Source organism: Mycobacterium sp. IDR2000157661 (assembly GCF_022317005.1).
Taxonomy (GTDB): Bacteria; Actinomycetota; Actinomycetes; order Mycobacteriales; family Mycobacteriaceae; genus Mycobacterium.
In genome coordinates this window covers 4,899,234-4,920,938 of the sequence record NZ_CP081006.1, presented here as the reverse complement: position 1 = coordinate 4,920,938, position 21,705 = coordinate 4,899,234, and the positions used below count along the sequence as shown (strand labels likewise).

Genomic DNA, 21,705 nt, shown 5'->3' with positions numbered 1-21,705 from the left:
CTATGTTCGATATTCGAGACCACCCGGTTCGACCTGAACCTGGTGGTGGCCCGCGACGACGACGAGCACGTGGCGATCTTTCGTGTGGTCGACGGGCGGACCGTCGAGGTGTGGAACTGTGGCGATAGACACGGAGTGTGGGCGTGACCGAACGAGTGCTCGACGAGTTGGGCTACTACCTGCTGGCCGGTGCAGGTGGAGAGGGGCCGGCAACGCTGATGGACGAGGCGCGCCGCGGCGAGGAACTCGGGTTCGGTACCGGGTTCATCTCCGAGCGATGGAACGTCAAGGAGGCGTCGTCGCTGGTCGGGGCGGCATGCGCAGTGACATCCCGTATGCAGATCGCCACGGCGGCAACAAATCACAACACCCGTCATCCCCTCATCACCGGATCGTGGGCCACCACGATGCACCGTCTGTCCGGCGGCCGATTCACGCTCGGCATCGGCCGCGGCATCGGCGCCATCTACGGCGCCTTCGGCATCCCGCCGGTGACCACGGCGCAGATGGAGGACTTCGCGCGGGTGATGCGCCGCCTGTGGCAGGGCGAGCTGATCTTCAACCACGACGGCCCGCTCGGCAAGTACCAGGTGCTGTTCCTCGACCCCGACTTCCGCGAGGACATCCGCCTGGCGATCGTCGCGTTCGGGCCGCAGACCCTCGCGCTGGGCGGCCGGGCATTCGACGACGTCATCCTGCACACGTACTTCACGCCGGAGACCCTGCAGCGAGCGGTCAAGACCGTCAAGGAGGCCGCGGAGCGGGCCGGTCGCGATCCAGCGGCCGTGCGGGTGTGGTCGTGCTTCGCGACCGTCGGCGACCATCTGCCCGAGCAACTGCGGCTGAAGAAGACCGTCGCCCGGCTGGCCACCTACCTTCAGGGCTACGGTGATCTGCTGGTGTCCACCAACGGGTGGGATCCTGCTGTGCTGCAGAATTTTCGCGACGACTCCGTCGTGCAGTCGATTCCCGGCGGCATCGACCACAAGGCGACGGCTGAGCAGATCGAGCACATCGCCACCCTCATTCCCGATGAGTGGCTGGAACCGTCGGCAACCGGGTCGGCCCAGCAGTGCGTCGCGCGGATCCGCAAGGAATTCGACTACGGCGCCGACGCAATCATCATGCACGGCGCGACACCGGACGAGCTGGAGCCGATCGTCGCCGAGTACCGCGCCTCAGAGAACTAGGGTGTGATCACCGTGCGGGACACCGGCTCCGCGGCCGCCTGCCTGCTGTAGAGGGCCCGCTGCAACGCCGACAGCAACGCGTTGCGGGTCTCTTCGGGATGGATGAGGTCGTCGAAACCGAGGTGGCTCGCCGACCGGAACGACGCCTCGACCTCGGCCTTGCGCAGCCGCGCCTCGACGTCCTCGGCGGCGTGCGACGCCTTGCTCAACGCGGCGGCGCTCATCGCGCCCATCGTTGCGCCGGGATAGGCGAAGGTCGCACTCTGGCTGTCGAACCCGAGCAGCGACATCACCATCGAGCCGAAGCCGTAGGCCTTGCGCAGCGTCACGTGCAGCTTGATGGTGGTCGCGGCGGTCTGGGCCGCGAACATCCTTGCGCCGCTGCGTAGTACGCCGGTTCGCTCGGAGCGGCTGCCGGGCAGCATCCCGGGGTTGTCGGCGAGGAACACGATCGGCAGATGAAACGAGTCGGCGACGGTGATGAAATGCGCGGCCTTGTCGGCGGCGTCGGCGTCGATCGAGCCGGCCAGCACGTTGGGCTGGTTGGCGACGACGGCGACGGGGTGGCCGCCCAGGTGCGCCAGCGCGCAGATCATCGCCGGACCGAACCTCGGCTGCACCTCGAACCAGTCGGCGGTGTCGAAGACGACGTCGAGCACCCGCCGCATGTCGTAGACCTGGCGATTACCGCGGGGCACGATGTCGAGTAGTTCGGAGGTGGGCCTTGGTTCGGCGGTCTCGTCGGGCTGCCGCGATGCCGGGTAGGACCACGCGCTCGCGGGGAAGTAGGACAGGTAGCGACGGATGTCGTCAAGCAGGGCCTCGTCGTCGGAAGCCAGGTTGTGGATCACCCCGCTGGCGAGCGCCACGCCGGGGCCACCGAGGTCCTCCTTCGAGATCTCCTCGCCCGTCGACTCTTTGACGACCGGCGGGCCCGCGGTGAAGATCGCGCCCTGCCTGCTCATGATCGTCCAATCGCACACCGGGGCCACCAGCGCGCCGTGTCCGGCCGACGGCCCCAGCAGGCCGGCGATGGTCGGCACCTTGCCGGAACATCGCGCCTGCGCCAACAAGTCCGTCGGGGTGCGGCCGTAATGCTCGCCGCTGGGCCGGAAGCCGGCGCCTTCGAGGAGCATCACCAGCGGAACCCGGTCGCGCAGAGCCAGTTCGGCAAGCCGGTACCGCTTGGCGTTGCCGCCCGGGCCGATGCTGCCGGCGAGCGTGGTGAAATCCTCCGCGCCGACCATGACTGGCTTCCCGTCGACCCGGCCGGACCCGGCGACGATGCCGTCGGCCGCGATGTCCCCACCGACGAGCGTGCCGAACTCGTGAAAGCTGCCCTTGTCGAGTAGGTGCTCCAGGCGACCGCGCGCGTCGAGCTTGCCTTTGCCGTGGTGCCTGGCCAGTCGCTCGTCGCCGCCCATCGCATGAGCGTGTCGACGACGGCGCGACAGTTCGTCGAGGGTGTCGTCCCAGTCCTGCGACTTGGTCATGCCGAACTCCTGTCGTCTGACGGCGATCGTCGCACCGGCATGGTCACGTTGACCATACTGAATTGCTTACTGTAGCGTCTACGACCATGCGTAGCGGCCTCATGGTCGACGGGGCTGTCTCGAGCCGACTCGGCGATGTCGTCGAAACCGCGAAGAGGCTGGAGCGGCACGGATACGACGGTTGCTGGACGGCGGAGATCAACCACGATCCGTTCCTTCCGCTGACGTTGGCCGCCGAGCACACCACGACGGTGGAACTCGGCACCAGCATCGCCGTGGCCTTCGCGCGTAACCCGATGACCGTCGCGAACGTCGGCTGGGATCTGCAGGACTACTCGCAGGGGCGTCTGATCGTCGGCCTCGGCTCTCAGGTCCAGGCGCACATCGAGAAGCGCTTCAGCATGCCGTGGAGCCGGCCCGTCCCGCGCATGCGCGAGTTCGTGACCGCCGTGCGCGAGATCTGGTCGTGCTGGCAGAACGGCTCGAAGCTGCGCTTCGAGGGTGACTTCTACACGCACAGGCTGATGACGCCGATGTTCACCCCCGAGCCGCAGCCGTACGGACTGCCTAAAATGTTCCTCGCCGCCGTCGGAGACGCGATGACCGAGATGTGCGGTGAGGTCGCCGACGGGATGCTCGCCCATGCGTTCACCACAAAGCGGTATCTCCAAGAGGTCACGATGCCCTCGCTGCGGCGCGGTATGGATCGCTCCGGCCGCAGGCGTGACGAATTCCAGTTGTCCGCACCGCTCTTCGTCGTCACCGGCCATGACGAAGCCGCCTATACCGCGGCCGCCGCCGGCACCCGTAAGCAGATCGCGTTCTACGGGTCGACGCCCGCCTACCGCAAGGTGCTCGAGCTGCACGGCTGGGGCGACCTGCACACCGAGCTGCACCGGCTCAGCCTCGCCGGGCAGTGGGACACCATGGGCACGCTCGTTGACGACGAGATTCTCGAGACGTTCGCGGTGGTGGCGCCGATATCCACTCTGGCACAGGCTATTCGGCAGCGGTGCGACGGCGTGATCGACCGCGTGCTGATCGGGTTCCCGCCCTCGGTCGACGAGCAGACCGTCATCGACGTGCTGGCCGCCCTCCGCGAACCGCACCACCCCTCTAGGAGTATCCCGTGAGCGCACGAATCATGGACGAGGCCGCCAAGGTGTTCGCCGATCCCCAGGCATATGCCGACGAGCCGAAGCTGCACGCGGCACTGACGCATCTGCGCGCCCATACGCCGGTCGCATGGGTGGACGTCGAGGGCTACAACCCGTTCTGGGCCATCACCAAGCACGCCGATGTGATGGCCGTCGAGCGCGCCAACACCGTGTTCACCAACTCGCCGCGGCCCGTGCTGGCGACCAGGGAAGGCGACCAACAGCAGGCCGCCATCGGAGTGAGCACCCTGATCCACATGGACGACCCACAGCATCGCGCGGCGCGCGCGATCGGCGCCGACTGGTTCCGGCCGAAAGCCATGCGGGCGCTGAAGGTTCGGATCGACGAGTTGGCGCAGCGCTACGTCGACCACATGGTCGCGGCAGGCCCCGAATGCGACTTCGTCCAAGAGGTCGCCGTCAACTATCCGCTCTACGTCATCATGTCGATGCTGGGCATTCCGGAGTCGGACTTCCCGCGGATGCTGAAGTACACGCAGGAACTGTTCGGTAACGACGACACCGAGTTGCAGCGCAGTGCCTCGATCGAGGAGTCGATGGCGGTCCTGTTGGAGATGTTCGAATACTTCAACGCGCTCACCGCGTCGCGACGCGCCAACCCGACCGAGGACCTGGCGTCCGCCATCGCCAACGCCACCATCGACGGTGAACCACTGTCCGACATCGACACCGTGTCCTACTACCTGATCATCGCGACCGCCGGTCACGACACCACCAGCGCCGTCATCTCGGGCGGTCTGCAGGCCCTGATCGAACACCCCCTCCAGCGCGAGCGGCTGCGCGCCGATCTGGCCCTGCTGCCGTTGGCGACCGAGGAGATGATCCGTTGGGTGACACCGGTCAAGGAGTTCATGCGCACCGCGCGCGAGGACACCGAGGTGCGCGGGGTGCCGATCGCGGCGGGGGAGTCGCTGCTGCTGTCCTACGCGTCGTCGAACCGCGACGAGGACATCTTCGACGACCCGTTCCGCTTCGATGTGTCCCGTGACCCGAACCGGCACAACGCCTTCGGGTATGGTGTGCACTTCTGCCTGGGTGCCGCGCTGGCCCGGATGGAGGTCAGCAGCTTCTTCTCCGCGTTGCTGCCTCGGCTCGACGACATCGAGCTCACGGGCCGCCCGGAGCACATCGCGACCATCTTCGTCGGGGGGCTGAAACACCTGCCGATCCGCTACTCGTTGCGGGGCTGAACGCCGATCCTCAGCAGCAACGCGCTTGTGGGTCGGCCTCCGCCGCGGCGTGCCGCATCCGCCAGTACTCGCCTTCGGTGAGCACGGGTTCGCCGGGATGGGTGCGCAAGCGGTGGTCGACGTAGCGCCGGTAGTGCGTGTCGCCCATCAGGTCACCTACGAATGTGCCCCAGTGCCAACCGATTTGGCGTGCGATCTTGGTAGCGCGTCCCATTGCTTCTGCACCTCCTTCTCGTATTTGGACGGGATGAGACCGGATGGCGCGAAGATGCGTGACGGAACGGCTTCGTCTTCACTCGTCGGGGGTGCGGGGCCGCGCAGTGTCCGCAGCACCATGAGCACTCCCGTGACGAACACGATCACCACCAGGAGTGCGAACACGATCGACAGCGTGCCCTGGATGAAGGTGTTGCGGATGACCGCGTCGAGTTGGTCGGCGTCCTCGGCCGCGCGGAACGCCGTCTGGCCGGCGTCCTTGGCGTCGCGGTACTGGAAGTGCTGGGTCCAGTAGCCGACCCGCGGGTCGCCGGAGAAGATCTTCTGCCACGACGCGGTCATCGTCACCGTGAGGTCCCAGAGCAGTGGGACTCCCGGTACCCATGCCCATTTGATGAGCCCCTTCTTCACCACCACCACCGTCACGACCGTCAGCGCGATAGCGGCAAGCAGCTGGTTGGCGATGCCGAACAGCGGGAACAGTGTGTTGATACCGCCGAGCGGATCGGTCACCCCCATCAGCAGGATGCCGCCCCACGCCGCGACCACGATCAGGCTGCAGACCCAGGCTCCCACTCGCCAACTCGGATCCTTGAGCTTGCGCAGCGGCCCGCCCAGGTTGCTCAGGCCGTCGGAGAGCATGAATCGCGCGACGCGGGTGCCGGCATCGACGGTGGTCAGGATGAACAACGCCTCGAACATGATCGCGAAGTGGTACCAGAACGCCTTGAGCGCGTCGCCACCGAAGACCTTGCTCAGCACTTCGGACATGCCGAACGCCAGCGTCGGCGCACCACCGGTCCGCGACACAATCGACTCCTCACCGACACTCGCGGCCGCGGCGTCGATCTCTGCTCCGGTGATCGGCGCCCCGGACAATCCCAGTCCGTTCACGTAGTCCGCGGCGGATTGCCCGGTGGTTCCCGTGGAGGCCGTGGGGGCGTTCATCACGAAGTACAGGTGCTGGTTGATGATGGCGGCGGTGATCAGCGCCATGATCGCGACGAACGACTCGGTCAGCATGCCGCCGTAGCCGATCAGCCGCATCTGCCCTTCCTTCTCGAGCAGCTTTGGGGTGGTGCCCGAGGAGATGAGCGCGTGGAAGCCGGACAACGCACCGCAGGCGATCGTGATGAACAGGAAGGGGAACAGTGAACCCGCGAACACCGGACCCGTACCCTCGCCTGCGAATCCCGAAATCGCCGGCGCCTCCATGATCGGGCGGGCCAGCAGGATGCCGACCGCCAACAGCGCGATGGTGCCGACCTTCATGAAGGTCGACAGGTAATCGCGCGGGGCCAGCAGAAGCCACACGGGCAGCACCGAGGCGGCGAAGCCGTAGATGATGATGCACCACGACAGGCTCACCTTCGACAAGGTGAACCAGTCTGTACCCCAATCGGTCTCGGCTACCCAACCGCCGGCAACCACGGCTAGCAGCAGCAGGCCCACCCCGATCGCCGACACCTCGGAAACCCGGCCGGGCCGCAGGAACCGCAGATAGAGGCCCATGAAGATCGCGATGGGTATCGTCATCGCGATCGAGAAGACGCCCCAGGGGCTCTCGGCCAGGGCGCCGACGACGACGAGCGCCAGCACGGCGAGCAGGATGACCATGATGACGAGCACGCCGATGATGGCGGCGACCCCACCGACGGTGCCGAGTTCGTCACGTGCCATCTGACCCAGCGATCGGCCCCGTCGGCGCGTCGAGATCGACAACACCAGGAAGTCCTGCACGCAGCCGGCGAACACGGCGCCGATGATGATCCAGATGGTGCCGGGCAGGAACCCCATCTGCATGGCCAGCACCGGCCCGACGAGCGGGCCCGCCCCTGCGATAGCGGCGAAGTGGTGCCCGAACAGCACCCGCCGATCGGTCGGCATGTAGTCGGTGCCGTTTTCGAAAAGCTCGGCGGGCGTCGCGTTGTCGTCGCGCGGCTTGACGATGTTCATCTCGATGAGCCGGGCGTAGAACCGGAACCCGATGACGTAGGTGCAGACCGCGGCGATCACGAACCACACCGCGTTGACGGTCTCCCCCCGGAAGAACGCGATCACCGCCCAGGCGATGGCGCCCAGCACCGCGATGATCCCGAAGACGATCCGGTGTTTGAGGGTGATCGGCGAGCGGTCGATGATCGCAACGGGCGGCAGATCCTCGTCGGTGCGGATATAGGTGACCTCGCCGTCGGTTTCCACGATCCGCTCCGACGCGGCGGTGGGAGATGCCATGGGGCGATCCTGTCAAAGCCGCCATGAGTGCGGTGCCGAAACGGCGGCTTTACCCGCCGCGCTGGTAGAACGCTCGCACCGTGTCGATGGTGTCGACCTCGGCGGGGCTCTTGTCGTCGCGGTAGCGCAGCACGCGCGCGAACCGCAAAGCCATTCCGCCCGGGTACCGCGACGAACCCTGGACACCGTCGAACGCGATCTCGACGACCTGCTCCGGCCGCACCTTCACGACGTAACTGTCGGTCGGACCGTCGGCGAGTTCGAGGAACCGCGCGGTCTGCCACTGGAGCATTGCATCGGTCATACCCTTGAAAGTCTTTCCCAGCATGACGAATTCGCCGGATGCCGGATCGCGGGCACCGAGATGGATGTTCGACAGCTTGCCGGTGCGACGGCCCGACCCCCATTCCACCGCGAGCACGACGAGGTCCAGCGTGTGCACGGGCTTGACCTTGAGCCATCCCGCGCCGCGACGGCCCGCCTCATACGGCGCGCTCAGCGACTTGGCCATCACCCCCTCGTGCCCGGCCGCCAGGGTGAGGTCGAGGAATTCCCCGGCCGCCGGGGCGTCGTCGGTGACCAGCCGATCCACCCGGTGCGCCGTCGGCACGATGTCGTCGAGCACCGCGATGCGCTCGTGGGCCGGTCTGTCGAGCAGGTCGATGCCGTCGACATGGAGCAGATCGAACACGAACACCGACAACGGTTGGGCCGCCGCCGCGGCCGCGACGTCGACCGAGCGCCCGAACCGCGACGCGGTGACCTGGAAGCGGTGCGGACGTCCGTCGTCGCGCAGAGCGATCGCCTCGGCGTCGGCGATCAGGTCCGTCACGGGAAGGGCGAGGGCCGCGTCGACCACCTCCGGCAGCCTGCCGGTGACGTCGTCGAGGCTGCGGGTGTAGATCGACACCTGGTCACCACCGCGGTGCACCTGGACCCGGGCGCCGTCCAGCTTCGCCTCGAAAACAGCTGTGCCACCGAGCCGTTCGAGCGCGTCGGCCACGCCGGTCGCGGTCTGCGCCAGCATCGGACCCACCGGCCTGCCGACCGTGAGAGTGAACAGCGCCAAGGCGGGCTCGCCGCCGGTCAGAGCGGCGGACGCGACGGCGGGCAAGGCGCCGCCCAACATGGCCGCGCGGCGCACGGCCGCGGCGGGCACATCGGCGGCCTTGGCCACCGCGTCGGCCATCACCCCTACGAGCGCACCCTGACGCAGTTCACCGCCGAGCAGCCTGCGCAGGAATGTCTGCTCGACGTCGGTCGCCAACCCGAACAGATCCGCGAGCAATTCGGTGCGGCGGGCTTGCGAGCCCTTGCCCGCAACCTGCCCGATCTCGGTGAACCTGGCATCGACCGCGGGCACTTTCAACGACGGCTCGGCAGCCGGTGGCGGCACCGAGCGCAGCGCTGCCCAGCCGACACCGATCTGGCGCTGAAGCAGGTCACCGGACAGCCACGACACCACGACCGCTACCTGTCGCGGGTCACCTTCCGCGCCTGCGTGGCGCAGCAGGTCGGCGATCCTGGCGGTCTTGGCCAGCCGCGAGGAGGAGGCGCCGACCTCACTGGACGCGGTGGCGACGTCGATCAACTGCACTCGAACAGCCTGGCACGAAGGTCAGACATTCGGGGGCGCGAGCGTGGCGGGGCGGGGCGGTGACCCTACTCGACGGTGAAGGTGACGCTGTGCCGGCCGGTGGCGCCGTCGGGGACCGGTTCGGCGAGGTCGGCGGTCTGGACGTTGCCTGCGTTGTCGGTGGCGCGCACCGTGATGGTGTGCGGGCCGGGTCGCGTCGCCTCCCAATCGAGACTCCACAGCCGCCAGGTGTCGTCGGAGTAACTCGCGCCGAGGTCGGCAGGCTGCCAATCGCCCTGCGCATCAGGCGGATCGATGCGGACTTCGACGGCGCGAACCCCGCGCGGCTGCGCCCACGCCACCCCGCCGAACGTCACCGGCCCGAGCGCCACCTGCTGCCCGCTGCGGGGCACGTCGACGCGGGACTGGGTCTTGATCGGACCGCGCGCCGACCAGCCGCGCTTGGTCCAGTAGGCCTCGGCGCGGTCGAACCGCGTCACCTCAAGGTCGACAACCCACTTGGTCGCCGAGACGTACCCGTACAACCCGGGCACCACGAGGCGGGCGGGATAGCCGTGATCGGTCGGCAACGGTTGGCCGTTCATGCCGATGGCCAACAACGCGTCACGGCCGTCGGTGAGCGCCTCAACGGGGGTGCCTGCGGTGAAGCCGTCGACCGACATCGACAGCACCATGTCGGCGTCGGGCTGAACACCCGCCTCGGCCAACAGGTCTCGAACCCGGCATCCCGTCCACGCGGCGTTGTCGATCAGCTCGCCGCCGACCGGGTTGGACACGCACGTCAGCGTCACGAGCTTCTCCACCACCTCGAACCGCTTGAGGTCGGCGAAGCGGTAGGTCACCTCCCTGTCGACCATGCCGTGAATCCGCAGTTGCCATTCCTCGCGGCTGACCTGCGGCACAGTGAGCGCGGTGTCGATGCGATAGAAGTCGGCGTTGGGCGTGACGAACGGCGGCAGCGCAACGCCTTCCGGCTGCACCGCAGGCGGCACCGGCGGTGCCCGGACGTCGATCTCGGGCAGCGCGAACGCATCGCGGTCGCCGGCCACCGATGATGCCCGCCTGGACAGCACCGTGCCGCCGACGCCGGCTATCGCACCTACGGCGAGGAATCCCAGCGTCACCAGCGACAGCCGCCTGCCGTGGTCGGGGCCACGCTCGGAAGTGTGTGGTGCGTCGGTGAACCGGCCCGAGACCAGCAGTCGCAGCACCCCGATGCCGCACACGGCGCCCAGCAGCGTCGGGATTATGTCGACGGGCGTGGTGCCCGCCTCCGAGAGCACCGCCGCGCACCCGGCGGCGCCGCCGACCGCGATCGCGATGCTGCCGACAGGACGCTGCCGGGTCTCGTACTGAGCGGTCACCGCTGCGATGCCGGCGATCACCGCCAGCACCATGACCGTCAGCACCAGCTTGTCGGCCATGCCGAAGGTGTCGATCGCCCATTCCTTGACCGGGCCCGGTGTCAGGTCGATGACGGCCGAACCCACCGCGACCCGCGCATCGGCCTGTGGTCCGAACAAGACGGCGAGCAGCTGAGTGACACCGAGCGCGACGGCGGCTGCCGCGACGCCGCCCATCGCTTTGGTGCCGCGTGCGGTCATGCCGCCAAACTACTCAGCGGACGACCCGAAGGCCTTACCGGACGATGACGTCGGCTAAGTTGCTTTACGATTCGACCAATTTCTGGAAAGGCACCTGGATGGAGATCGAGGGCAAGAAGGCCATCATCGTCGGCGGCGCGTCGGGCTTCGGCAAGGCGACGGCCGAACTGCTGGCCAAGCGCGGCGCGGAGGTGGCGGTGCTGGACCGTCCGCAGTCGAAGGGCAAGGAGGTCGCCAACGCGATCGGAGGCTCCTTCTTCGAGGTGGACGTCACCGACTTCGACGGCACGGAGAAGGTGCTCAAGCAGGCCATCGACAGCCTGGGCGGGCTGCACATCATCGTCACGACCGCCGGTGGCGGCGCCGCCGAGCGCACGGTGAAGAAGGATGGTCCACACAGCCTGGACTCCTTCCGCAAGTGCATCGACCTCAACCTCATCGCCACCTTCAACATCAGCAGGCTCGCCGGGTGGCAGATGAGTCAGCAGGACCTGGTCGACGACGAGCAGGAGGAGCGCGGCGTCATCATCAACACCGCGTCGATCGCCGCGTTCGAGGGCCAGATCGGCCAGGTCGCCTACACCGCCTCCAAGGCCGCGATCGCCGGCATGTGCCTGACCATGGCCCGCGACATGGGCAGCCTGGGTATCCGGGCACTGGCCATCGCGCCCAGCCTGTTCGCGACCGGCCTCACCGAGGGCATCCCTGACGAGTTCGCCAAGGCGCTGACCAAGGACGCGGCGTTCCCGAAGCGCCTGGGCCGGCCCGAGGAGTACGCCAGGCTGGTGGCCGCGATCGTCGAGAACCCGATGCTCAACGGGCAGTGCCTGCGACTGGACGCGGGCCAGCGCTTCGCTCCCAAGTAGATGTGGTTCGTGTGCGTTGAGGAACGGTGAGCGCTCCCCCGCGCACACAGATCGCTTAGGGCACGCTCACGCCGGCCGCGGCACCGCCGCCAGGCTCGATTGACCGATCCAGGTGGGCAGTGCCTGACGTACCTCGCGTGAGGCGTCGATGACGACCGACCCATCCGACACGGCCCGCTGCCAGGACTGGTCGCCCCGCCAGATCTGGCTCAGCGTCCGCAAGCTGGTCGAAACCGATGCCGCCACTTCGTATCCGGGATCGAAGTCGCAAACCTGTGCGACACCGTCGGTGACCATCAGCCACCACGACGACGCCTTTGGAGGCGCGCCCGACAATCGGAACGCCACCACGGTGCGCGTGCGTGGCCACTCCGAGAGCGGGATAGTGCGGCGGATGTCCCACATCAACACGCTGGGGTCGAGGTCTTTCTCGACGAGGTCGCTCATCCAGCGAACGCTCCAGGTACCGAGCGCTTCGACCACGCTGACAAGCTCGCGCCCGCAGTCGGTCAGCGTGTAGATGGTGCGGCCGTCGATTTCGGACCGCTCCACCACCCCGGCGCGAGTAAGGGTCTGCAACCGCTTGGACAGCAGCGTCGGCGACATCTTCGGCACACCGCGGCGGAGATCGTTGAAGTGCGTGCTTCCCGCCAGCAACTCGCGCACCACGAGCACGGTCCACCGCTCATCGAGCAATTCCATGGCCTTGGCCACCGGGCAAAACTGACCGTAACCAGACATCTGCACCCGCCTCCCCAAGGCCAGCAAACAGTACGCATAGTACACAGCATGATCATGACGCTGACTAGTACAGATTCAGGATTGGGGCCGCTACAGATCTGTGACTAGAGCGCCCATGTTCCTTCAGCCGAGCATGTTTGCAGGCGAAAGCTCACCGAAGGAGAAGGACATGACCACCGAAGCATCAACCACCAGACGTGTGACCCGCTACCTTGCGGGCCCAGCGCTCGCGCTAGGCGTGGCGATTGGATCAGCCGCCGGCGCCACCGCCGAGCCGGTATGGGACGTTGTCGCCTGGGACAGCTGCGTCCGCGCGATCCCTGACGATGTGCTGCTGGGTGAATACGGCGATGACGCGTTACGCGAGTGCTGCTGGAAGACCGGAGGCGACTGGAAACCCGACGGCCACGGAACTGCCTGTAAGGCACCGCCTCCCGGGCAGAGCGGCCGCAATCCACTGACCAGCGCGCCGACCCACGTCATGCAACCAGCGCCGCTGCCGGCCCCGCCCGGGGACATCGGGCCGACAACCGGAGGGGTGGGCTGAAGATCATGACTCACATCGACACAATCTGGTCTCGGACGGCTCACCGGCTCGCGGCCGGGGCAGTCGCGGCAAGCATCATCGGACTCAGCGCGGGAGCCCTTACCCCGGCCGGAATCGCTCACGCTTACACGGGATCCTGCGTTGGCCCCGTCGGCGCCGGCAACATCCTGCAAGTGCGGGAATTCTCGCTGCAGGACGTCGGCAACGGCAATTCTCTGGCCATCGTCGAGGCCTATGCGGCCATGTCAGAGAGTGACGCGAGGTCCTACATCGACCGTCCCGGCAATGAAGAGGCATCGTTCCGCCTGTGGGGCGACGACGCCGAATCGGACCAACTGCTCGCGAGTTTCAATCCGGAGCGCTATTGGGCCTCGCCCGCCGGTCTGGGAATGCGCGGGTCAGCGCAGCGCTCCAACTCCGAGTTGGACGAAGACTCCGGATTCTCCCCCGAAGGTCGCGGGAGCACCAGCATCACGCCGCAGGCCGACGAGTTCTACGCCACAATCCGCCTGCCCGACTTCCGCAGCGGATCGACGCACCAGGTCGAAACCTGCCGCCTCACCCTGGTTTCCTGAGGTCGGCCCCCAATCCGACCGACGACCGAAGAAACCGCCACTAGATAACCACCGTCAGCAAGCGCACGATTTCAGATAGCAAACTCGCGTCAGGAGCAGACAATGACTCATCCATCATCGACCGTCGACGATCAGGCAGTGGCGACAAAGCACCGCGCCATGTGGGCGTCGGGCGACTACCCGAGGCTCGCCGCCGAACTCGTTTCACCGCTCGGACCCGTGCTGGTGGAAGCCATCGGGATCGGTCCGGGCGACCGGGTACTCGACGTGGCGGCAGGCACCGGAAACGCCGCGATCCCCGCCGCGGAAGCCGGTGCGAGCGTCGTCGCCAGTGACCTGTGCCCGGACCTGTTGAACGCCGGCGCTCAATTAGCCGCCGAGCGCGAAGTCGAACTCGAATGGCGCGAAGCCAACGCGCACGAACTGCCCTTCGGGGACCATGAATTCGACATCGTGATGTCGTGTATCGGCGTGATGTTCGCACCTTTTCATCAGCGGGCAGCCGACCAGATGGTCCGGGTGTGCAAGCCGGGCGGGCGGATCGGCCTGATCAGCTGGACGCCCGAGGGGCATATCGGTCGGCTTTGGGCGACGATGAAGCCCTACGCCTCGCCGCCACCGTTCGGGGCTCAGCCGCCACCGCTGTGGGGGCAAGAGGAACACGTTCGTGCACTGCTCGGTGACCGCGTCACCGACGTCGTCACCGAGCGACGCACCCTTAGCGTTGACCACTTCTCAGACGGCGCTGCCTTCCGCGACTATTTCAAGGCCACCTACGGCCCGACGATCGCGGTGTACCGCAACATCGAAGACGACGCGGACCGGGTGGCCGAACTCGACGCGGCCATTGCGCACGTGGGCGACAGCGTCTTGAGCGGCGACTCAACAATGGAGTGGGAGTACCTGCTGTTGACGGCTCGCCGCGCCTGACACGATGTGTGCATGCCCGATGACGCGCAGCAGTTGCCGACCCTCGACGACGAGGCCCAGGCCGCCCTTGCGCGGTGGGTGCGGCAGCAGGGCCTGGGTTCGATCGTCAGCGACGTCGAGCCGCTGACCGGGGGAACGCAGAACATCGTCGTGCGCCTGCGCGTCGACAACCGGGCCATGGTGCTACGCAGACCGCCTGCCCACCCACGGCCGACGAGCGACAAGACGATGCTGCGCGAGATCGCCGCGCTGCGCACCCTCGCCGGCTCATCGGTGCCGCATCCCGGGTTCATCGCCGGCTGCGACGATCTCAGCGTTCTCGGCGTGGTGTTCTACCTGATGGAAGAGGTCGACGGCTTCAACCCCGGCGATTCCATGTCGGAGGCCTACGTCCGGGATCCGAGCATGCGCCACGACGTCGGCCTGTCCTATGCGGCCAGTCTGGCCCGGTTGGGCAACGCCGAGTGGGAGGGCAGTCCGCTCGCCGAGCTCAAACGGCCGGGATCTTTCCTGGAGCGCCAGGTTCCTCAGTTTCTGCGGCTGCTGGAAAGCTACCGGCACGACCGGTACGACCCCGCGTCGCTGGCGGTCACCGACCTGGCGGACTGGCTGATGGCAAACCGCCCACCGGACGGCAGACCCGGAATCCTGCACGGTGACCCGCATCTGAGCAACGTGCTGCTGCGGCGCGACGAACCGGAGTTGGCGGCGTTCGTCGACTGGGAGATGTGCACGGTCGGCGACCCGCTGCTCGACCTGGGCTGGATGTTGATCTGCTGGCCGCTGGAGACCAACACGATCACCGCAGGCGCGCAATTGGCCGCACTGGGCGGGCTGGCCAGCCGCCGCGAACTGCTCGACGCCTACCTGGCGGCCGGTGGTCGCGAGACGTCGCGGCTGGACTGGTATGTCGCGATGGCGTGCTTCAAGCTCGGCGTCGTCATCGAGGGCACCTGGTCGCGGTTTCTGATCGGCCAGGCCAGCCGCGACGCGGGGGAGCGGCTCCACGCCAACGCGCAGAACCTGATCGACCTCGGCACCCGAGTCGCCAAGGGCGACAGCCCGTTTGAGCTCTAGTAAGCGTCGATCGCCAGCTTGACCGCCAGCGCCACTCCGGCCGCACCGATCACCACGCGCAGCGGGCCCGCCGGGGCGTGCCGCACGACGATCGGGCCCAGCCGTGATCCGAGCAGGCAACCGAGGCCGACATACAGCACTGCCCACCACTGCACCGGCGCGACGACGGCGAAGATCACCGCGGCCACGCCGTTCGCAATGCCGAGGATGACATTCTTGCCCGCATTCGCATGCGCGAGCGAGGAGTGGCCGGCTCGCAGCAGTAGAGCCAGCAGCAGCACGCCCGCCGCAGCACCGAAATACCCGCCGTAGACGCAGATGCCGAGAATTGCCGACGACTCGGTGATCATCCGCATGCGGTGCCTCCGGTGGTCGGCGACCTGTGCCTCACCGGCAGCACGCACCGGAACCAGGATCGCGATCGAGGCCACCGCGAGCAGGATCGGGACGGCTCTCTCGAACCCCTCGGCGGGTGTGGACATCAGCAGGACCGCTCCGGCCGCACCGCCGAGCACGGCAACCGGAATACTGCGCTTGATCCACGCCGCCCGGCCGACCAGTTCGGGGCGCGACCCCAGCACCGACCCGATGCCGTTGAAGACCAGGGCGACCGTGTTGGTGACGTTGGCCGTCACCGGAGGAAGACCGGCGAGTAGCAGTGCGGGATAGGTGGCAACCGAGGCGAGGCCGGCGATGCTGCCCGTCAGCCCGCCCAGCACTCCGGCGGCGAACAGCAGGGCCCAATTCATCGTCGGGGGCTCACATTACGGCGTCGCGGCCGTCAACCCGCCGCCCGGGTGCGGTGACTTCCTCAGCAGGCGTCGCTGCGCGTGCGCGCCGGGAGGTGGATGCGATGGCGCGCCGTCAGCAGCAGATGGTCGGCGCGCTCGCGGATGTCACCGGGCGGGTCGAACATCCGCTCGGCGATGACGAGCACCGGGCGCACCCGGCCCCTCGCGTCGACGATGCGGTGTCGGCTGCTGAACGGCCGGCCCGCGCCGGACACCGCCTCGATGAACAACGCAATGCCGGCCGCGTCGAGGGGATGCTTGTGCGACATCACCAGCGCGGTGCTCGGCTGCAGCCGACGCGCTCGATCACCGAAGGCGGTGTCCCACGCTCACCGCACCCCCGGTCCGTGCTGACGATCCCACCGTTCCCCCAGGCCGTTCCCCCGACCCCAGAAAGTAGGACACAACATCGCACCCCTCCGCCCGAATCGACAGCCGGATGGCGAAATCCGATGATCAATTCGCGAAGCGGAAACCCTTTGCGTACCCGGTTGCCCGCCGTCTAGCATCGGACCCGTGCCGAGGCGACTCGTAGTAGCAACCCGCAGCGGGGTCTGATCCGGACCGACCCCTCGCTGTGGGTCGTCGCTACGTAGTCGGTCACTTCCTCATCGAAGAAGAAACCGGCACATGATCTCAATCGCACGAGAACCCGCAGCCAGCGCAGCGTCGCTGCCGTTCGCGGCTCACATGGACGCCCCGATGCCCCGCGGGCTGCGTGAGGAGGCCGACGCGATGTCCTTCGAGACGTTCCTCGCCGAGTACGCACCCACCGCAGGACCGCTGCGCCTGCGCAACTGGCGCTGCGCGGACGGTGACCGCCCGGCCGCCCGGGTGGGCCCGCAGGCGCGCACGTACCAGGCGACCCTGGCCATCGGCGACCGGATCTGCACCTCGTCGGCCGCCGCCACCGGACCCGTCGCGGCGCTGACGGCGATGCTCTACGACCGCGGCTTCCCCGTCGAGATGACCGCGTTCCACCAGGTGCGGGCAGGTCAGCGGACCGCGACGTTCATTCGCGGATCCGACGGCACCCGCGCCGAATGGGCGATGGGGCTCGCCGAGGATCCCACCCAGTCGGCGCTGGGCGCGATGATCGCGTGCGCCAATCGCCTAAAGGTCGGGCGCCTGATCGCGCCCTGATCGCGACAGCACGGTCAGTGCAGTGGCCGCAGCACGATGCGCATGCCGTCCTTGGGCACCGGCATCCCGCCGTAGTCCCATTCGGTGGTGTAGCCCGGGTAGGGCAGCTCCAGCCGGTACTTGCGCAGCAGCCGGTGCAGGATCGTCTTGACTTCGAGCTGGCCGAACGTCATACCGATGCACTTGTGCGCCCCGCCGCCGAACGGGCTGAACGCGTAGCGGTGGCTCTTGTGCTCGTTGCGCGGCTCGGTGAAGCGCAGCGGGTCGAACTTCATCGGCTCCGGGAAGAGCTCCTCGAGCCGGTGGTTCATGCCCGGGTAGGCGATCACGTTGGTGCCCTTGGGCAGGTAGTAGCCCAGCAGTTCGGTGTCGCGCACGGCCTGGCGCATGGCCCACTGGACGGGGGTGACGAGCCTGATCGACTCGTTCATCACCAGATCCAGCGATTCCAGCTTCTCCAGCGACTCGATGTCGGCCGGACCGTCGCCCAGGCGATCGGACTCCTCGCGGCAGCGTTCCTGCCACTCGGGGTGCTTGGCCAGGTGGTAGATCATCGTGGTGGCCGTCGAGGTCGACGTGTCGTGGGCGGCCATCATCAAGAAGATCATGTGGTTGACGATGTCCTCGTCGGTGAAGCTGTTGCCGTGCTCGTCCTCGGTGTGGCACAGCACGGTCAACAGGTCCGACCCGTCCTTGCCGCGACGTTCCTTCACTCGCTCCTCGAAGTAGTCCTCGAGCAGCTTGCGCGCCTGGATGCCGCGCCACCAGGTGAACGGGCGCACGGGCTTGCGGATGATGGCGTTGCCTGCGCGCGTCGTGGTGGTGAACGCCTGATTCACCTTGGTGACCAATTCCTTGTCGGAGCCCGGTTCGTGACCCATGAAGACCATCGACGCGATGTCGAGCGTCAGTTCCTTCATCGCCGGATACATCAGGAAGCGGCCGTCGTTGATCACCCAGTCGTTGGCGATCACCTGCGAGACGACCTTGTCCACCTGCTCCTGGTAGCCGACCAGGCGGGTGCGCACGAAGGCCTCCTGCATGATCCGCCGATGGAACATGTGCTCCTCGAAGTCCAGCAGCATCAGGCCGCGGTGGAAGAACGGGCCGATCACCGGCACCCAGCCCTGCTGAGAGAAGTCCTTGTTGCGGTTGGAGTAGACGGCCTGTGCGGCGTCGGGTCCCAACGCCGCGACCGCGGGCAGCGCCGGCGAGTCGGCGTAGTAGAGCGGACCGTACTTGCGGTAGACGTGCAGCAGATAGTCCGGCCCGCCGCGGAACATCTCGATCATGTGGCCGATGATCGGCAGGCCGGCGTCGCCGACCACCGGCTTGAGGTCGCTGCCCGGCGGCGGGGTGGCCATCGGGTGCTGCGGGAAGTCGGTGTTCAGTAGCCTGCGCTCGACCATGCCCACGCCGGGGAAATTGTTGAACGACGGGGTCAGCCGCCGCTTCGCCTGGTCGAGCAGGTAATCGGTGGTGCTGATGGTCGCCGTCATTGGCACGCTCCTGGGCATGAATTCGGTGGCCAGACTGTGGCTATCGTCACTTCCATCTTCATCCTGAATGGCAGACTTGACGCATGTCAAGTTTGGTTCTGGCGTGGCGCGGTGCGAAGGTCTAACAACGATGACCGCCCAGCCCGCACCGCAAGCCCGCCGCAGCCGCGGCGACCGGCAGCGTGACGCGATCGTCAGTGCCGTCCGTGAGCTGCTGCACGAGCGATCGTTCGCCGACCTGTCGGTCAGCACCATCAGCGAGCGCGCGGGAGTGGCCCGCTCGGGCTTCTACTTCTATTTCGACTCCAAGTACGCCGTGCTCGCCGTGATCCTCGCCGACGCCGGCGAACTGCTCGACAGCCTGACCCATCATTTCGCGCTGCGTGAACCGGGCGAGTCACCGCGCGACTTCGCCAAGCGGATGGTCGGTAGCGCCGCGGCCGTGTACGCCAACGACGACCCGGTCCTCAAGGCGTGCGCCGTCGCCCGCAACACCGACGCGCAGATCCGCGAGATGATGGACGACTTCTACGACGGCATAATCGACAAGCTCATCGCGCTCTTGGAGAGCGATCCCGACACCCGGCCGATCAGCGACGACCTGCCCGCACTCGTGCGCACGCTGGCGGCGGTGACGACGATGACGCTGACCCACGACAGCATGTTCGTCGGCCGCGGCGCCGATCCGGCGCGCGCCGTCGACGCACTCGAGCGGCTGTGGGTGTCCGCCTTCTGGGGCGACTCGCACCTCCGTGGCGACTAGGTATCGTCACCGCCATGGCGGCTCAGAGCGGTTTCGCGGGTAAGCGGTGTCTGTTGACCGGTGCCGCCAGCGGCATCGGCCGTGCCACGGCGCTGAAACTGGCCGCCGAGGGCGCCGACCTCTTCCTGACCGATCGTGACCGCGAGGGCCTGGAACTGACCGTCGCCGACGTGCGTTCGCTCGGCGGCACGGTCAGCGCGCACCGCGCCTTCGACATCTCCGACTACGACGCGGTGACGCAGTTCGCCTCCGATATCCACGCCAGTCATCCCGCGATGGACGTGGTGATGAACATCGCCGGGATCTCGGCATGGGGCACGGTTTCCACGCTGGAGCACCGCCACTGGCGCTCGATGATCGACGTCAACCTGATGGGGCCGATCCACGTCATCGAATCGTTCGTGCCGCCGATGGTGCTGGCCGGCAAGGGCGGACACCTGGTCAACGTGTCGTCGGCGGCCGGGCTGGTCGCGCTGCCCTGGCACGCCGCCTACAGCGCGAGCAAGTACGGGCTGCGTGGCCTGTCGGAGGTACTGCGTTTCGACCTGGCGCGCCACCGCATCGGAGTGTCGGTGGTGGTACCGGGGGCAGTGAGAACACAACTGGTGCGGACCGTGGACATAGCGGGCGTGGACCGTGAGCATCCGCGAGTGGCCCGATTGGTCGACCTGTTCGTCGGCCACGCCAAGTCGCCCGAGCATGTCGCCGACCGCATGCTCACCGGTGTGCGCCGCAACCGCTTCCTCATTTACACCTCGGCTGACATCCGGGCGCTCTACCTGTTCAAGCGAACGATGTGGTGGCCGTACAGCATCGTCATGCGGCGGGTCAACGTGGCCTTCACTCGCGCGCTTCGGCCGCCACCGCGCGGCTAGCGCTTACCCCAGTCCCACGCCGGCGCGGTCAGCATGCCTACGCCCTCGACGCGGGTCTCGCCGAGGTCCTTGAACAGGCATATCTCCACGGCCTCGTCGCCATCGCGCGGGTTGTCCCGGCCGGCCACGGGCACCGCGCCCAGACAGGACCGCAGTGTCTGTGAGTGAGTGACCACGACCACCTGGGTGCTCTGTGCAGCGGTGCGGATCAACGACGCCAGCGGGCGCACCAGATCGGGATGCAGCGATGTCTCGGGTTCGTTGAGCGCCATCAACGACGGCGGCCGGGGGCTCAACAACGCGGCCGCCCACAGCATGAATCGCAATGTGCCGTCGGATAATTCGGCAGCCCGCAGCGGCCGCAGCATGCCGGGCTGGTGTAGCTGCAGGTCGAAAAGGCCGTCGTGCGCGGTGACCGAGAGCTCGGCACCGTCGAACGCGTCGGCGACCACGTGCTGCAGGTCGTCGAAGCCCCCCTCGAGGATCGTCTGGATCGCGGCGGCCAGGTCACGGCCGTCGTCGGACAGCACCGGTGTCCTGGTCCCGACGTGGCGTTGACGCGCAGGCGCGGCCGCGTCGACACGGAACCCGTCATAGAAGCGCCAGTCGCGCAACCGGTCCCGTACCGCAGCGAGTTCGGGGTGCGCGCCCGGATGGGCGTACTCGGCGAGCACACTGCGATAGGCCGGAAGCGAGTGCGACAACTTGTCGAAGCCCCGCCCCGACGCCGCGCTGGCCTCGGCGTACTCGCGCGTGCGGCGCACCAGGGTGGAGCCGTTGCGCATGACGGGGCCGACGAAGACGGCCTCGCGTTTGATCTCCGGATCACGCGCGAACAGCGAATTGTGGCCGGCCATCTGCGGCAGGCCGAGATCGACCAGATATCCGAAATCATCCGACGCGAAACCCAGTTCGAGTGACACCGGACCGGTGCGGGTGGTGCCCTCGACGCGGCCCGTTCGACGCGCTCCGGCCGGCTGCTCCGGGCCCGCCCACAGCACCGACTCGAGCCCGCCCTCGCGGGCCAGCGAGCCGATCACCTCACCGCGGCCGCAGTCGGCCAGCAGCCGCAGCGCACGGTACAGCGACGACTTGCCCGTGCCGTTGGCGCCGGTGACGACCGTCAACCGCGCCAATGGCAGGACGACGTCGCGCAGGGAGCGGTATCCGCGGATCGCGACTGTCTGCAACACGG

General features: G+C 67.5%; 21 protein-coding genes and 1 pseudogene. 12 read left to right on the top strand and 10 right to left on the bottom strand.

The window, feature by feature from the left end; all coding sequences use genetic code 11:
• Positions 1-9: 9 nt before the first annotated feature.
• Positions 10-147 (top strand): annotated as a pseudogene (locus tag K3G64_RS25230) (nuclear transport factor 2 family protein); the annotation flags it as partial.
• Positions 144-1,190, top strand: a complete 1,047-nt coding sequence (locus tag K3G64_RS25225) for a TIGR03857 family LLM class F420-dependent oxidoreductase (RefSeq protein ID WP_238888296.1) — start codon at positions 144-146, stop codon at positions 1,188-1,190. The pseudogene K3G64_RS25230 and the gene K3G64_RS25225, both read left to right, overlap by 4 nt.
• Here K3G64_RS25225 and K3G64_RS25220 read toward each other — a convergent pair.
• Positions 1,187-2,683: an acyl-CoA carboxylase subunit beta gene (locus K3G64_RS25220; RefSeq protein ID WP_238888295.1), complete on the bottom strand. Its 1,497-nt coding sequence runs from the start codon at positions 2,681-2,683 to the stop codon at positions 1,187-1,189. The genes K3G64_RS25225 and K3G64_RS25220 overlap by 4 nt on opposite strands.
• A gap of 86 nt (positions 2,684-2,769) precedes the next feature.
• Between K3G64_RS25220 and K3G64_RS25215 the strand changes: the two genes are divergently transcribed.
• Both K3G64_RS25215 and K3G64_RS25210 read left to right on the top strand, forming a co-directional pair.
• Positions 2,770-3,816, top strand: a complete 1,047-nt coding sequence (locus K3G64_RS25215; protein ID WP_238888294.1) for an LLM class F420-dependent oxidoreductase — start codon at positions 2,770-2,772, stop codon at positions 3,814-3,816.
• On the top strand, positions 3,813-5,051 hold the full coding sequence (locus K3G64_RS25210) for a cytochrome P450 (protein ID WP_238888293.1): 1,239 nt from the start codon (positions 3,813-3,815) through the stop codon (positions 5,049-5,051). The genes K3G64_RS25215 and K3G64_RS25210 overlap by 4 nt, the downstream gene beginning before the upstream one ends.
• Positions 5,052-5,061: 10 nt before the next feature.
• On the opposite strand, the gene K3G64_RS25205 is transcribed toward K3G64_RS25210, so the two are convergent.
• From K3G64_RS25205 to K3G64_RS25190, 4 genes are all read right to left on the bottom strand, one after another.
• Positions 5,062-5,199 carry a YbdD/YjiX family protein gene (locus tag K3G64_RS25205; protein ID WP_370647044.1) on the bottom strand — a complete coding sequence of 46 codons (138 nt, stop codon included), beginning with the start codon at positions 5,197-5,199 and terminating at the stop codon, positions 5,062-5,064.
• Positions 5,200-5,207: 8 nt separating this feature from the next.
• Positions 5,208-7,502 (bottom strand): carbon starvation CstA family protein, encoded by a 2,295-nt coding sequence (locus tag K3G64_RS25200; RefSeq protein ID WP_238888291.1) that lies wholly within the window; start codon positions 7,500-7,502, stop codon positions 5,208-5,210.
• Between the two features lie 49 nt (positions 7,503-7,551).
• Positions 7,552-9,099, bottom strand: a complete 1,548-nt coding sequence (locus tag K3G64_RS25195) for an ATP-dependent DNA ligase (RefSeq protein ID WP_238888290.1) — start codon at positions 9,097-9,099, stop codon at positions 7,552-7,554.
• Positions 9,100-9,164: 65 nt separating this feature from the next.
• Positions 9,165-10,703: a molybdopterin-dependent oxidoreductase gene (locus tag K3G64_RS25190; protein WP_238888289.1), complete on the bottom strand. Its 1,539-nt coding sequence runs from the start codon at positions 10,701-10,703 to the stop codon at positions 9,165-9,167.
• 98 nt (positions 10,704-10,801) lie between these two features.
• Between K3G64_RS25190 and K3G64_RS25185 the strand changes: the two genes are divergently transcribed.
• Positions 10,802-11,569, top strand: a complete 768-nt coding sequence (locus K3G64_RS25185) for an SDR family NAD(P)-dependent oxidoreductase (protein ID WP_238888288.1) — start codon at positions 10,802-10,804, stop codon at positions 11,567-11,569.
• 66 nt (positions 11,570-11,635) lie between these two features.
• Here K3G64_RS25185 and K3G64_RS25180 read toward each other — a convergent pair whose 3' ends face one another.
• Positions 11,636-12,310, bottom strand: a complete 675-nt coding sequence (locus tag K3G64_RS25180) for a winged helix-turn-helix transcriptional regulator (protein WP_238888287.1) — start codon at positions 12,308-12,310, stop codon at positions 11,636-11,638.
• A gap of 169 nt (positions 12,311-12,479) precedes the next feature.
• Between K3G64_RS25180 and K3G64_RS25175 the strand changes: the two genes are divergently transcribed.
• The 4 genes from K3G64_RS25175 (at position 12,480) to K3G64_RS25160 (ending at position 15,439) form a co-directional block, all read left to right on the top strand.
• The gene (locus K3G64_RS25175; RefSeq protein ID WP_238888286.1) at positions 12,480-12,857 is read left to right on the top strand and encodes a hypothetical protein; all 378 of its coding nucleotides are present in this window, start codon (positions 12,480-12,482) and stop codon (positions 12,855-12,857) included.
• A 5-nt stretch (positions 12,858-12,862) separates the two neighbouring features.
• Positions 12,863-13,432 carry a hypothetical protein gene (locus K3G64_RS25170; protein ID WP_238888285.1) on the top strand — a complete coding sequence of 190 codons (570 nt, stop codon included), beginning with the start codon at positions 12,863-12,865 and terminating at the stop codon, positions 13,430-13,432.
• Between the two features lie 102 nt (positions 13,433-13,534).
• Positions 13,535-14,362 (top strand): class I SAM-dependent methyltransferase, encoded by an 828-nt coding sequence (locus K3G64_RS25165; protein WP_238888284.1) that lies wholly within the window; start codon positions 13,535-13,537, stop codon positions 14,360-14,362.
• Positions 14,363-14,374: 12 nt separating this feature from the next.
• Positions 14,375-15,439: a phosphotransferase family protein gene (locus K3G64_RS25160; RefSeq protein ID WP_238888283.1), complete on the top strand. Its 1,065-nt coding sequence runs from the start codon at positions 14,375-14,377 to the stop codon at positions 15,437-15,439.
• Here K3G64_RS25160 and K3G64_RS25155 read toward each other — a convergent pair.
• The gene (locus tag K3G64_RS25155; protein ID WP_238888282.1) at positions 15,436-16,188 is read right to left on the bottom strand and encodes a sulfite exporter TauE/SafE family protein; all 753 of its coding nucleotides are present in this window, start codon (positions 16,186-16,188) and stop codon (positions 15,436-15,438) included. The two genes, K3G64_RS25160 and K3G64_RS25155, sit on opposite strands and share 4 nt — an antisense overlap.
• Before the next feature lie 62 nt (positions 16,189-16,250).
• Positions 16,251-16,499, bottom strand: a complete 249-nt coding sequence (locus tag K3G64_RS25150) for a hypothetical protein (protein ID WP_238888281.1) — start codon at positions 16,497-16,499, stop codon at positions 16,251-16,253.
• Positions 16,500-16,860: 361 nt separating this feature from the next.
• On the opposite strand from K3G64_RS25150, the gene K3G64_RS25145 reads away from it, so the two are divergent.
• Positions 16,861-17,373 (top strand): homocitrate synthase, encoded by a 513-nt coding sequence (locus K3G64_RS25145; protein WP_370647041.1) that lies wholly within the window; start codon positions 16,861-16,863, stop codon positions 17,371-17,373.
• Between the two features lie 14 nt (positions 17,374-17,387).
• On the opposite strand, the gene K3G64_RS25140 is transcribed toward K3G64_RS25145, so the two are convergent.
• Complete coding sequence (locus K3G64_RS25140; RefSeq protein ID WP_238888280.1) at positions 17,388-18,872, bottom strand: cytochrome P450; 1,485 nt, start codon at positions 18,870-18,872, stop codon at positions 17,388-17,390.
• 130 nt (positions 18,873-19,002) lie between these two features.
• On the opposite strand from K3G64_RS25140, the gene K3G64_RS25135 reads away from it, so the two are divergent.
• Both K3G64_RS25135 and K3G64_RS25130 read left to right on the top strand, forming a co-directional pair.
• Entirely contained in the window at positions 19,003-19,635 is a 633-nt protein-coding gene (locus K3G64_RS25135; RefSeq protein ID WP_238888279.1) for a TetR/AcrR family transcriptional regulator, read from the top strand.
• Between the two features lie 14 nt (positions 19,636-19,649).
• Positions 19,650-20,510, top strand: coding sequence for an SDR family oxidoreductase (locus K3G64_RS25130; protein ID WP_238888278.1), 861 nt, complete (start codon positions 19,650-19,652; stop codon positions 20,508-20,510).
• Here the strand turns inward: K3G64_RS25130 and K3G64_RS25125 are convergent.
• Positions 20,507-21,703, bottom strand: coding sequence for an AAA family ATPase (locus K3G64_RS25125; protein WP_238888277.1), 1,197 nt, complete (start codon positions 21,701-21,703; stop codon positions 20,507-20,509). The genes K3G64_RS25130 and K3G64_RS25125 overlap by 4 nt on opposite strands.
• Between the last annotated feature and the right edge of the window lie 2 nt (positions 21,704-21,705).

What these genes read in the sequence shown, in the direction of transcription:
- K3G64_RS25155 (WP_238888282.1), bottom strand. Translation starts at nt 16,188, where the DNA reads ATGAATTGGGCCCTGCTGTTCGCCGCCGGAGTGCTGGGCGGGCTGACG.
- K3G64_RS25130 (WP_238888278.1), top strand. Translation starts at nt 19,650, where the DNA reads ATGGCGGCTCAGAGCGGTTTCGCGGGTAAGCGGTGTCTGTTGACCGGT.
- K3G64_RS25180 (WP_238888287.1), bottom strand. Translation starts at nt 12,310, where the DNA reads ATGTCTGGTTACGGTCAGTTTTGCCCGGTGGCCAAGGCCATGGAATTG.
- K3G64_RS25205 (WP_370647044.1), bottom strand. Translation starts at nt 5,199, where the DNA reads ATGGGCGACACGCACTACCGGCGCTACGTCGACCACCGCTTGCGCACC.
- K3G64_RS25220 (WP_238888295.1), bottom strand. Translation starts at nt 2,683, where the DNA reads ATGACCAAGTCGCAGGACTGGGACGACACCCTCGACGAACTGTCGCGC.
- K3G64_RS25200 (WP_238888291.1), bottom strand. Translation starts at nt 7,502, where the DNA reads ATGGCATCTCCCACCGCCGCGTCGGAGCGGATCGTGGAAACCGACGGC.
- K3G64_RS25185 (WP_238888288.1), top strand. Translation starts at nt 10,802, where the DNA reads ATGGAGATCGAGGGCAAGAAGGCCATCATCGTCGGCGGCGCGTCGGGC.
- K3G64_RS25140 (WP_238888280.1), bottom strand. Translation starts at nt 18,872, where the DNA reads ATGACGGCGACCATCAGCACCACCGATTACCTGCTCGACCAGGCGAAG.
- K3G64_RS25190 (WP_238888289.1), bottom strand. Translation starts at nt 10,703, where the DNA reads ATGACCGCACGCGGCACCAAAGCGATGGGCGGCGTCGCGGCAGCCGCC.
- K3G64_RS25135 (WP_238888279.1), top strand. Translation starts at nt 19,003, where the DNA reads ATGACCGCCCAGCCCGCACCGCAAGCCCGCCGCAGCCGCGGCGACCGG.
- K3G64_RS25145 (WP_370647041.1), top strand. Translation starts at nt 16,861, where the DNA reads ATGATCTCAATCGCACGAGAACCCGCAGCCAGCGCAGCGTCGCTGCCG.
- K3G64_RS25175 (WP_238888286.1), top strand. Translation starts at nt 12,480, where the DNA reads ATGACCACCGAAGCATCAACCACCAGACGTGTGACCCGCTACCTTGCG.
- K3G64_RS25170 (WP_238888285.1), top strand. Translation starts at nt 12,863, where the DNA reads ATGACTCACATCGACACAATCTGGTCTCGGACGGCTCACCGGCTCGCG.
- K3G64_RS25150 (WP_238888281.1), bottom strand. Translation starts at nt 16,499, where the DNA reads ATGTCGCACAAGCATCCCCTCGACGCGGCCGGCATTGCGTTGTTCATC.
- K3G64_RS25160 (WP_238888283.1), top strand. Translation starts at nt 14,375, where the DNA reads ATGCCCGATGACGCGCAGCAGTTGCCGACCCTCGACGACGAGGCCCAG.
- K3G64_RS25165 (WP_238888284.1), top strand. Translation starts at nt 13,535, where the DNA reads ATGACTCATCCATCATCGACCGTCGACGATCAGGCAGTGGCGACAAAG.
- K3G64_RS25215 (WP_238888294.1), top strand. Translation starts at nt 2,770, where the DNA reads ATGCGTAGCGGCCTCATGGTCGACGGGGCTGTCTCGAGCCGACTCGGC.